Source organism: Enhygromyxa salina (assembly GCF_002994635.1).
In the GTDB taxonomy this organism is placed as follows: Bacteria; Myxococcota_A; Polyangia; order Nannocystales; family Nannocystaceae; genus Plesiocystis; species Plesiocystis salina_B.
The window spans coordinates 1-9,994 of sequence record NZ_PVNL01000023.1 but is presented as its reverse complement, the minus strand read 5'-3'; the positions used below and the strand labels follow the sequence as shown (position 1 = coordinate 9,994).

8 protein-coding genes are annotated in these 9,994 nt (G+C 67.1%); 6 read left to right on the top strand and 2 right to left on the bottom strand.

Annotated elements, in window-relative coordinates; all coding sequences use genetic code 11:
• The first annotated feature begins 165 nt into the window (after nt 1-165).
• The 5 genes from ENSA7_RS04400 to ENSA7_RS04380 all read left to right on the top strand — a co-directional run bounded on the left by ENSA7_RS04400 (nt 166) and on the right by ENSA7_RS04380 (nt 5,929).
• Nucleotides 166-1,275 (top strand): NADH:flavin oxidoreductase/NADH oxidase, encoded by a 1,110-nt coding sequence (locus ENSA7_RS04400; RefSeq protein WP_106087937.1) that lies wholly within the window; start codon nt 166-168, stop codon nt 1,273-1,275.
• Nucleotides 1,276-1,603: 328 nt separating this feature from the next.
• On the top strand, nt 1,604-2,512 hold the full coding sequence (locus ENSA7_RS04395; protein ID WP_106087936.1) for a LysR family transcriptional regulator: 909 nt from the start codon (nt 1,604-1,606) through the stop codon (nt 2,510-2,512).
• A 52-nt stretch (nt 2,513-2,564) separates the two neighbouring features.
• The gene (locus ENSA7_RS04390) at nt 2,565-3,197 is read left to right on the top strand and encodes a class I SAM-dependent methyltransferase (protein WP_106087935.1); all 633 of its coding nucleotides are present in this window, start codon (nt 2,565-2,567) and stop codon (nt 3,195-3,197) included.
• Nucleotides 3,198-3,301: 104 nt separating this feature from the next.
• Entirely contained in the window at nt 3,302-4,414 is a 1,113-nt protein-coding gene (locus tag ENSA7_RS04385; RefSeq protein ID WP_106087934.1) for a DUF4397 domain-containing protein, read from the top strand.
• Nucleotides 4,415-4,537: 123 nt separating this feature from the next.
• Nucleotides 4,538-5,929 carry an alpha/beta hydrolase family protein gene (locus ENSA7_RS04380; RefSeq protein ID WP_106087933.1) on the top strand — a complete coding sequence of 464 codons (1,392 nt, stop codon included), beginning with the start codon at nt 4,538-4,540 and terminating at the stop codon, nt 5,927-5,929.
• A 97-nt stretch (nt 5,930-6,026) separates the two neighbouring features.
• Here the strand turns inward: ENSA7_RS04380 and ENSA7_RS04375 are convergent, their stop codons facing one another.
• Together ENSA7_RS04375 and ENSA7_RS04370 are read right to left on the bottom strand one after the other, a co-directional pair.
• Nucleotides 6,027-6,788: a MerR family transcriptional regulator gene (locus tag ENSA7_RS04375; RefSeq protein ID WP_106087932.1), complete on the bottom strand. Its 762-nt coding sequence runs from the start codon at nt 6,786-6,788 to the stop codon at nt 6,027-6,029.
• Nucleotides 6,789-6,935: 147 nt separating this feature from the next.
• A complete protein-coding gene (locus ENSA7_RS04370) occupies nt 6,936-8,114 on the bottom strand; it encodes a hypothetical protein (protein WP_106087931.1) in 1,179 nt (392 codons plus the stop codon).
• 392 nt (nt 8,115-8,506) lie between these two features.
• Here ENSA7_RS04370 and ENSA7_RS04365 point away from each other — a divergent pair, with 392 nt between their 5' ends.
• Nucleotides 8,507-9,733: a sialidase family protein gene (locus ENSA7_RS04365; protein WP_106087930.1), complete on the top strand. Its 1,227-nt coding sequence runs from the start codon at nt 8,507-8,509 to the stop codon at nt 9,731-9,733.
• Nucleotides 9,734-9,994 lie beyond the last annotated feature (261 nt).

The following is a 9,994-nucleotide window of genomic DNA, read 5'->3' as shown; positions in this document are numbered from 1 at the left end:
GGGGACCAGCTCTAGATTTTGATGAGGGGCTTCACAGCCCCTCCCCAATGCCGGCGGAGCCGTCATCGGGGCCCCTCCCCTGCGGGAGGACTTCGCCCTGCGTGTCCCCTGGGCTTCTGGAAGTCATCTCAATTCTACCAGCTCTACCAACTCGAGAATCTCAGCATGAAACCCACACTCTTCACTCCCTTCGAGCTCGCGTCGGTGACCCTGCCGAATCGAATCGTCGTCTCACCCATGTGCCAATACAGCGCCGATGATGGCGCGGTGACCGACTGGCACTTGCAACACTTGATGCAGCTAGCGATCTCCGGGGCCGGCCTGATCATGGTCGAGGCCACCGCTGTCGAGCCGATCGGTCGAATCACCCACGGCTGCCTCGGTCTGTATCGAGACTCGCAAGAGACACGCCTCGAGCGGGTCCTTCGCGCGGCCCGCAAGGTCGCGCCGTCGGGCACCCGGTTCGGCATTCAGCTCGCCCACGCAGGTCGCAAGGCATCGGTCACCCTGCCATGGCAAGGCAATGCGCCGCTCACCGCGGAGCAGCAGGGGTGGTCGACCGTCGGGCCCTCCGACCGCCCGTTCGCGGATGGCTGGCCGACCCCCCGAGCGCTCTCGGAGCGTGACATGGCGGACCTCGTCGAGGCCTTCGTCGAGGCGACAGACCGGGCCGTGCGGCTTGGGTTTGACGTGATCGAGCTCCACTTCGGCAACGGCTACCTCGGTCACCAGTTCCTCTCGCCGCTGGCGAACACGCGCAGTGACGCCTACGGGGGCTCACGTGCCGGCCGCCAGCGGTTTCCACTGCAGCTCGCCGAGGCGGTGCACGATCGACTGCCAGCGAGCGTGGCCATGGGCGTGCGGCTGAGCGCGACCGACTGGGTCGACGGTGGGGCCGACCTCGACGACGCCATCGCGTTCGCGTCACAGCTGCGGGCGATCGGCAGCAGCTACGTCTGCGTGACCTCTGGCTCCGTCGTTCCGGCCAAGATCCCGTCGGGCCCGGCCTTTCTCGCGCCCCATGCCGGGCAGATTCGTGCCGCAGCGGCGGTCCCGACGCGTGTCTCCGGGATGATCGCCACGCCCGAGCAGGCCGAGGCGATCGTCTCCTCTGGGCAGGCGGATCTGGTGGCGATCGCCCGCGGGTTTCTCGATGATCCACGCTGGGTCTGGCATGCCGCTGAGCACTTCGGCGTGACGATTGACTATCCCCCGCAGTACCAGCGCAGTCGCCCGGACGTGTGGCCGGGTGCCCAGCTCGCCCACCGCCGCTGAGCGGGTGGACACGAGCCGCCCAAGGTCTACCCCAGCGTGGTGTTTACCAACCTGAGGGAGACCCGAAGTAGCATGATTGCTGCCGAGGTGGTCGGGACATCGAAGCGGGCACCCTCGTCGAGGTCCTGCCCGGTGTCGCGCCGCCGTCGGTGCCGATCTGGATCACGCACTCCGCTGGCGGCTTGTTGCGGTCGGCGGTCCGGGCTTGGGTTGGTCACGTGCGTGAGAACTTCGCTGCGCTCGCGCGCGGAAGGTGAGCGCTCGATGCTATGGTCCACCAGCGCCGCCCGAAGCCGACGCCTCACATCACCTCACCTCACGACCCACCATGGACTGGAACGACGTCCGCTACTTTCTCGCGCTCGCCCGACTCGGCTCGATCCGTGCCGCGGGGGCATCGCTGGGCGTCAGCCACTCCACGGTCTCGCGCCGAATCGAGACGCTCGAGGAGCAGCTGTCGGCGCGGCTGTTCGATCGCAGCCGCGACGGCTACACCCTCACGGACGCCGGTCAGCAGATGCTGGCAGGCGCCACGCGCATCGAGCAGGAGATGGCGGCGCTCGAGCGAGGCGTGGTGGGCCAGGATGAGCGGCTGGCTGGATCCGTGGCGCTGACGTGTTGCGACACCTTCGTGTCCGAGTTGTTGATCCGAGCGCTCAAAGACTTCTGCCGCGACTATCCAGGCATCGAGCTGGCATTCAACACGGACAGCCGCCCCTTCGACCTGTCCAAGCGCGAGGCCGACATCGCCGTTCGGATCCTGGCGATCGGCGGGCAGCCGCCGGAGTGCCTGATCGGCCAGAAGCTCGTGCCCATCACCATCGCCAACTATGTGGCCCGGGCACACCTGCCGCGACTGGATCCGGGGCGGGGGGGGAGCGAGGCCCGCTGGCTCACCTCCGACGAGCGCAGCATCCACCAGCGGCTGATCGCCGAGTCGAGCTATCCGCAGCCTCCCCCATGGGGCACCTTCTCGTCCCTGGAGCTGTTGGTGCAGGCTGCCCGCGAGGGTCTGGGTCTCGTCATGTTGCCGACCTACGTCGGCGACAGCGACGCTGCCCTGCAGCGCCTCGAGCATCCCGACCTGCGCCACGTCGCCGACATGTGGCTCCTGTGCCACCCGGATCTGCGAGACAACGCCCGGGTCCGAGCGACCCGCCGTCGAGTGGCTGACGCGCTCGAGCGCCTCGAGCCCCTGTTTTGCGGGACCGGGTGGTCTACCAGTGCACCCGGCTGACCCGAAAACGCACCGTGCACGCATGCAGCGCGCAGCCTAGGCTGTCTTGCACATGGGCACCGACGTCGCATTTTGGAACAACCTGGCCGAGACCTACGCGCGCAAGCCAGTCGAGAACCCCAGCGCCTTCGACCGAAAGATCGAGATCACGAAGGCCCGAATGCGACCCGGCGACGTCGTGCTCGACATTGGCTGTGGGACGGGCTCGCTCGCCCTGCGCCTCGCTCCCTTTGCGGCGCAGATCTACGGTCTCGACATCTCCACCGAGATGGTGCGCATCGCCAACGACAAGGCACGCACCCAGGGCGTCGACAACGTCAGCTTTCAAGTGAGTCCGTTCGACCCGAGCTGGACCGCATTCGAGCCGGAGAGTCTCGACGGAATCTGTGCCTACAGCTTGCTGCACCTGGTCGAGGACCGCACCGCCGCCCTCGACCAGATCTATCGATTGTTGAAGCCCGGCGGCTTCTTCATCTCCTCGACCGCCTGCTTGGGCGAGACGTGGGTACCCTACAGGCCGCTCTTGACGGTCATGCGATGGCTGGGCAAGGCCCCGAGGGCCGCGGTCATCTCCAAGCAGACCCTCGCGGCCGAGGTTCAGCGGGCGGGGTTCGTGGACATTTCGCAGCCCGAGATCGGGGCGGCCGCGACGACTTGCTTCATGGTGGCAGCCAAGGGCTCATGACGTGTTCGCGCGTGGATTCACGCTTTTCCGCGGTCCGCGCCGAGCCGAACAATTTTTTCTGAGTGGCCTCAATCGTTCGCGGAGTCGCCATCACTCAGTGGGTGATGAAGAACGACGCTGCTCCTCTCCACCTCCTCTTTCCTTGCACTGGACTGCTCGCCCTGCTCGCGGGTGGGTGCGTCATCGAAGAATTGCCGGCCGATGGCGATGGCACGACCGAGACCACCGACACTGGCGATGGCGATACAGGTGACGGCGACCCTGGCGACGGCGACGGCGACGGCGACACGGGTGACGGCGACGGGGACCCCGGCGATGGCGATGGCGACGGCGATGGCGACGGCATCTGCCCCGGCTCAGAGGCGTTCTGCACCGAGGCCGAGTCCCACTGTGGCCCCGATGGCGCCCTCGAGATCTGCCAGTACGTCCCGGAGGACGACTGCATCGCCCACTTCACCGTCAGCTGTGAGGCCGAGGTCGGCCCGGGCTCGATGTGCATGGACGTCAGTCCGACGGAGGCGGGCTGCACTCAGGCTGCAGAGGCGCAGATTCGCTTCGTCAACCTCTCGGATGGCGGCGAGGAGCCCACGCGCTTCAAGATCGACGACCTCGACGGGGCCGAGCTGTCCTTCACTCAATCGGCCGACTACCAGCCGTTCCCCGTTGGGGCCCACGACGTCTCGGCCACCAACCTCAATGACGACGTGCTCTCGAACCTGATCGGCTATGAGTTCGAGGCCGGCAAGAAGTACACCGTCGCGGCGATGGGCGTGTACATGGGTCACCCCAACGTCTGGGTAAACGTCGACTCGCACGTCGACGATATTGACGTCCCCGCCGACCACTCGCGGCTGACCCTCGTCAACGCCACGCCCGACAGCGACAACGGCGTCTACGCCCAGATGGTGTACGACAACGAGTTCTTCATCGACTTCTATGAGGAGCACGACGCGAGCCTGCTCGAGTTCGTCCAGCAAGTGACCGTCGACTGTCCCTTGCCGACCAACGCCCAGGCTCCGACCACGACCTTGGCGGCGCAGTGGGGCATTCCCGCGGCCACTGCCCAGTATTGGCAGGGGGCGGCGTTCATGCAGGCCTCCAACAACGAGTCGCTCTACGTGTTCTTGACCTGCACGGGCGCCTGCGACAGCGATGAGGATCGCTTCGTGCTCGGCATGCTCGAGGACTCGTCGACCTTCACGGTCGATGTCTTGTAGTGTCTCGGGCCACAGGTCCGCGGGCGCCCGACGGTTCGTTCAGGCGCTCGCGCAGCCTCCGCGGGCGTCGGGTTTCTCGTCGCCGCGGTGACACGAGTCTGCACAGCCGGTGTTTGGGCCTCCATGCAACGAAAGCATCTTTCACAAGCCGCGCGATCGCGTCACGACCTCGTCCAAGCCCACACCATCGCCGGGATCTTGGGGCTGGCGCTGGCGAGCGGCGCCTGCGTAGGCCCGGGAGCCGACGATGGCGAGGGCGAGACCAGCACCGACACGGCCGCCGACACAGACACTGGTGAAGACGAGGGCGAGGCCTGCGAGCCGACCGCGTGGTGGGAGTTCGGACTCGCGGATCCGGTCCTCAACGAGGTCGCGCTCCACTATCTCGGCCAGGCCTGGCATCGCTCGGCGGACGTCGCCGAGGTCCTCGAGACCATCTCGCGGGTCGAGGACGGCGATCCGTGGAGCTGGAATACCGAGTGGATCAAGACCGCCGAGCGGCTCGAGCAGCTGGCCGCGGCGAGCGAGGCGGATGGGCACGAGCGCTCGGCCAGCCAGGCCTATCTGCGCGCCACGACCTACTACCGGGCCTCCCTGCACCGTCACCCCGATCCCTTCGATCCTGGCGTGGCCGAGCTCGCCGACCGCGAAGTGCTGGCGTTCGCCAAGTACCTCGCGCTCTCGGGCTCGCCCTGCGAAGCGGTCGACATTCCCTACGAGGACACCACCTTGCTCGGCTACTTGTGTGTTGCCGGCGGTGGCGAGCCGGCGCCGACGCTCATCTTCCATGAAGGTAAGGACGGCTGGGCCGAGGACGGCAAGTTCGTCGCCGACGAGGGCCTCGCTCGCGGCTATAACGTCCTGCTATTCGACGGTCCCGGAATGGGCAAGACCATTCGTCGCCAGGGTCTGCCGTTTCGGCATGACTGGGAGAATGTGATCACTCCGGTCGTCGATTACTTGGTCGCGCGGCCCGAGGTCGACCCGGACCGGATCGGCTTGTTCGCCGTCAGCATGGGTGGCTATTTCGGCCCGCGGGCTGCGGCGTTCGAAACGAGGCTCGCGGCGCTCGTCGCCAACCCCGGCGTGATCGACTGGTACGCGGTGATCTTGGGCCAGCTCGACCAGATCGACCCCAACCTCTCGGGCCTGCTCGAGAGCGACCCTGCGGCCTTCGATGCCACGATCGCGGCGATCATGGAGGTCAGCGACTTCGTCGCCTGGGGCATCGTCGACGCCATGTGGCACAACGGGCAGACCAAGCCCTCGGAGCTGATGGCGGACCTCGCCCAGTATCGCCTCGACGGCCTCGAGCAAGAGATCACCGCCCGGACGCTGGTGATCGACGCCGAGGCGGAGCCCTACGGTCAATCGCTGGCGCTCTACGAGGCGATCACGGCGCCGAAGGACTACATCATGTTCACCGCGGAGGAGGCCGCGCAGTTCCATGTCCAGCCTGGCGCGTCGGGGATCTTGACGCAGCGGGTCTACGACTGGCTCGACGACAATCTGTGAGCCTGCGCCGGGGAGGTCGGCCCCGAGCCGGGCGCGCGCTGGGTATTGTCAGCGCGGGCTGGGCTCGGGTTCAGCCATCTCAGTGAGAGGGCGAAGCTCAGGGCTGCGCGGCGTTGTGTTGAATTGCCGCGACGACGTAGGTGGCGACGCCCTCGCCGTGCTTGTCAAAGTGCGCGGCGAAGCGAGCGTCCGCAGTGTACAGCTCGGCCAGGCGGGTGTGCATGGTGTGGCTGCATGGGTAGTACCAACGATCGATGTGGAGCCGGTGCCGCTCGGCGAGCTCGCGTGCGGCCGCTGACTCGGGAGGTGTACCCGCGCTGGCGAGCGCCGCCAGGCCGCTGACGATCGCCGCTTCTTCGGCGTGGATCTGCTGCCACGCAGCCTTGTCGTACCGCTTCGTGCGACGTGCAGCTTCGGCGTATTCGGTCGTGTCGCCCCAGCGGGCCTTGGCTTCGGCTTCGAATGGCTTGGGGTCGAATCCATCAAAGAGGTTCTCTGGGTTCATGTCGATGTCTCCTGGTGTGGTCAACTGGCCCAATGCGGCGTCGATGGCGTTGATCATGCGCTTGGTATCTTCGACTCGGGCCTCGAGCTGCCTGCGCTGCTCGAGCAGTGCCCGGCGGTGATCGAAGCCGGGGTCGTCGAGCATGGCGCGGATGTCTTCCAGTGACATCCCGAGCTCGCGCCCGAGCAGAATCTGCTGTAGCCGCAACAGATCGTCGCGGGTGTAGAGCCGGTAATTGCGAGCGCTGCGGCCCGACGGCACCAACAGGCCGACCTGGTCGTAGTGATGCAGCGCGCGCACGGTGACGCCGGCCAGTTGGGCCAGCGCGCCGATCCGGTAGTGTGTCGAGGTCACGAGATCAGCGTAGCGCCTGACGTCGCGTCAGGGTCAAGGCCGCTCGTGCTAGCGCACCAATCAGTTTGAAATTCACGACGGCAGGCACATCTGGAGCTGCTCCTGCCGTCGTCGACGCGGCAGGAGCAGTATGCCGGCGGTGCCGGATCAGGAATCCCAGAAGATCTCGCGGTCGAGCACGATCACCACGCCGGCGTCGCGCATCAGCAGCACGAAGCTATCGAGGAACTGGTGGCAGTTCGGGCACGGGATCTCGTCCGCAGCCTGGCCCACGTCGTACGACTCGCCGGTGAGGCCGAGGTCGGCGATCACGTCGGTGAGCAGCGCTTGGGCGCCGGCGGCCATGCTCGGGATCGTGTCGCTGGGCTCGCGGCTGAGCCCCTGCCCGCCGTACTGACCGAACTGCAGCGGCGAGTTTGGCACGACGTCGTCCATCACGTCGCCGAGCAGCGTCGGGGCCATGCCCGGCTCGAACGTGTAGACGCGGATCCAGTAGTCGCACTCGCCGTTGCAGGCGCCCTCGAGCGCGGCGATCTGGGCGTCCCAGTCGGCGACGACGGCCGGATCGACGGCGAGCTCGCTCAGGCTCGGCGCGACGGAGAAGAACGCGTCGCACTCGGGCTGGCTGCGCGCGGCGACCCCGGCGACCCCGAGCGCGCAGACCGGCTCGGACTCGAGCTCGCACAGCAGGCTCTGGTAGCCGAGCATGGGATCGAGGTAGGCGACTGCGCCGGCGTCGGCGAAGAACGCCGTCGAGGGGTAGTCGATGTCGCTCGCGGCGAGGCAACTCGGCAGCAGGTCGGCCTTGAACGGGGCCCAGCCGATCTGGCCCTGGAGCTGGGCGGGGACCGGCGTGGCCGCGTTCTCGGTGTAGCGCAGGCACGCCGCGATGGCGTCCTCGAGCTCGGGCTCACAGCTGAGTGCGGGCAGCGGATCGGGGGTGTAGTCGTGGAGGGTCGCGTAGTTCTGGATCCTCCACAGGCTGGCCTCGCCCATCCAGTAGAGCGAGTCGAGCGTCTCGAGGTCGGGGATGAAGCGATCGTCGGGGGTGCCGAGAAGCTCGTCGTCACCAGCGCGATACTCGATGATGCTGGTCGCGGCGCGCTTGTCGAGGGGAACGTCGATGTCGAGCGCTTCGAAGTCGAGCTCGTTGACGACGCGGAGCATGCCGTAGGCGAGCGAGCTGCCTTCCTCGGGCAGGACGGGGTAGTCGCGCTCGATGGCAAATTCGCCGTCGGCGTCATCGTGCAGATCGGCGCAGCCGAGCAGCATCGAAGGGGTCAGGCACAGCGCGATGAGGGAGGCGAGATGGACGTGGGTACGCATGAATTTGCTCGTTGGGTCGAGAGTCGAAAAGGAGACTCCCGGGGACCGGGAGTTGTGTGACGTCGGCGGCGCTGTGTCACGGCGCGCTCGGCCGTGCTCCGGAGCCACCGGTTTCGCGTGCTGAACTAACCGGGGTTCGGACGCCATTCAAGGCGCGCGCGCGTGAGCGGAGCGACCAACCCCACGGCGAGTCCGTTCGCGCGGCTCACCCTGAGGCGGCCGCTGACAACAGCGATCACGGGGATTGCACGAGCGAGAGTCCGATCGCCACTGATATGGATCCTACCCTCTCGCCGAGCCGGTGCGACGCGCCAGCTCGGAGCCTACACTCGGGCTTCATGCGAAGCGCTCACGATCTCTTTCCGTACCCCTGTCGTCCACAACTCCTGTGTATGCCGCGAGCGCTGTGCGGTGCAGGCCTGTGCCTGGCGCTGGCCGCCTGCGACACCGAACGCGAGGCGCAGGACGAGTCGCTGCACGACCCCACGGTCCAACTGCGCGCCCAGAACCACAGCGACATGCTGCTGTTCAACCCGGACACCGACGCCTACAACATCAGCTACCACAGCTTCCGGATCCCCTCGATCGTGCGGACCACCGACGGCACGCTGATCGCCTTCGCCGAGGGTCGGCAATGCTCGGCGGCGGACTACGGCAACATCAACCTGGTCTACAAGCGCTCCTTCAATCACGGCCAGAGCTGGACCGACCTCGACGAGGTCGTCGGCGCGGGCGCGGGGACCTGGGGCAACCCCACGGCCGTGGTCGACGAAGACACCGGGCGGGTGTTCTTGTTCATGTCGTGGAACGCCGCCGACAAGAGTCAGGCGACCGGGACCAACCCCTGCACGGGCGCGCCGACCACCGCGGTCGGCGTGGGAGATCGCCCGGTCATGCTCGCGTACAGCGACGACGAGGGCGCGAACTGGTCGACGCCCGTGGATATGAGTTCGACCGTGCAGCCCGCGGGCACGGCCTGGGACGCCGTCGGTCCCGGCGTGGGGATTCAGCTGAGCGTCGGCACCAACACCGGGCGCCTGGTCGTCCCCGCGATCGAGCGCAACATCTACAGCGACAACCATGGCGTGACCTGGGACTACGAGCCGATCCCCGGCGGAACCAGCGAAGGCACGGTCGTCGAGCTCTCCGACGGCGATCTACTGCGCAATGATCGGGCCGTGGGCCCCGTGTGGAACACGGCCAAGCGGCGCTGGCTGTCGCGGGGGACCATCGAAGACGGCTTCGCGGCATTCGCCGCCCACGACACCCTCTACGATCCGCGGGTCGAGGGCTCGGCGATCCGCTACACCGGATCCTCGCCGCACCGGATCGTCTTCCTCAACCCGGCCTCGACGGTCGCGCGCTGTAAGATGCGGGTGCGGCTCAGCTATGACGACGGCGATACCTGGCCGATCAGCCGCCAGCTCCACGATACGCTCACTGCCCAGCAGACCTGCGACCAGAACCTCGGCGGCTACTCGAGCATGACCAAGACCGCGGACTATCACGTGGGCGCGCTGGTCGAGCGGATCGAGGCCGGGGGTGGGGGGCACCGGGGGATCGAATTCCACCGCTTCAACCTGGCGTGGATCCTCGACGGTACGCCCGAGCCGATCTGATCATAGTCGAGGATCGTCTCGCACCCGCCGATGTCGACCGGATCACTTGACCGGAGCGGATCGAGAAAACTACTGTGGCCTCGTGATGAACAAGCATCCGCGGTTGTCGCTTGCCTGGGTCTCGGTACTGTGTCTGGGCGGATGCACCGATCCATCGGTCGATGGTTCGTGTGACGAGATCGACACCTGCGAGACCGAGGGTGGCGCGGGAGACGGAGACGGGGATGGAGACGGCGACGGGGATGGCGACGGCGACGGCGA

Bases quoted from the DNA above. Each gene is read 5' to 3' on its own strand.
- ENSA7_RS04400 (WP_106087937.1), top strand. From the start codon at position 166: ATGAAACCCACACTCTTCACTCCCTTCGAGCTCGCGTCGGTGACCCTG.
- ENSA7_RS04395 (WP_106087936.1), top strand. From the start codon at position 1,604: ATGGACTGGAACGACGTCCGCTACTTTCTCGCGCTCGCCCGACTCGGC.
- ENSA7_RS04390 (WP_106087935.1), top strand. From the start codon at position 2,565: ATGGGCACCGACGTCGCATTTTGGAACAACCTGGCCGAGACCTACGCG.
- ENSA7_RS04385 (WP_106087934.1), top strand. From the start codon at position 3,302: ATGAAGAACGACGCTGCTCCTCTCCACCTCCTCTTTCCTTGCACTGGA.
- ENSA7_RS04380 (WP_106087933.1), top strand. From the start codon at position 4,538: ATGCAACGAAAGCATCTTTCACAAGCCGCGCGATCGCGTCACGACCTC.
- ENSA7_RS04370 (WP_106087931.1), bottom strand. From the start codon at position 8,114: ATGCGTACCCACGTCCATCTCGCCTCCCTCATCGCGCTGTGCCTGACC.
- ENSA7_RS04365 (WP_106087930.1), top strand. From the start codon at position 8,507: ATGCCGCGAGCGCTGTGCGGTGCAGGCCTGTGCCTGGCGCTGGCCGCC.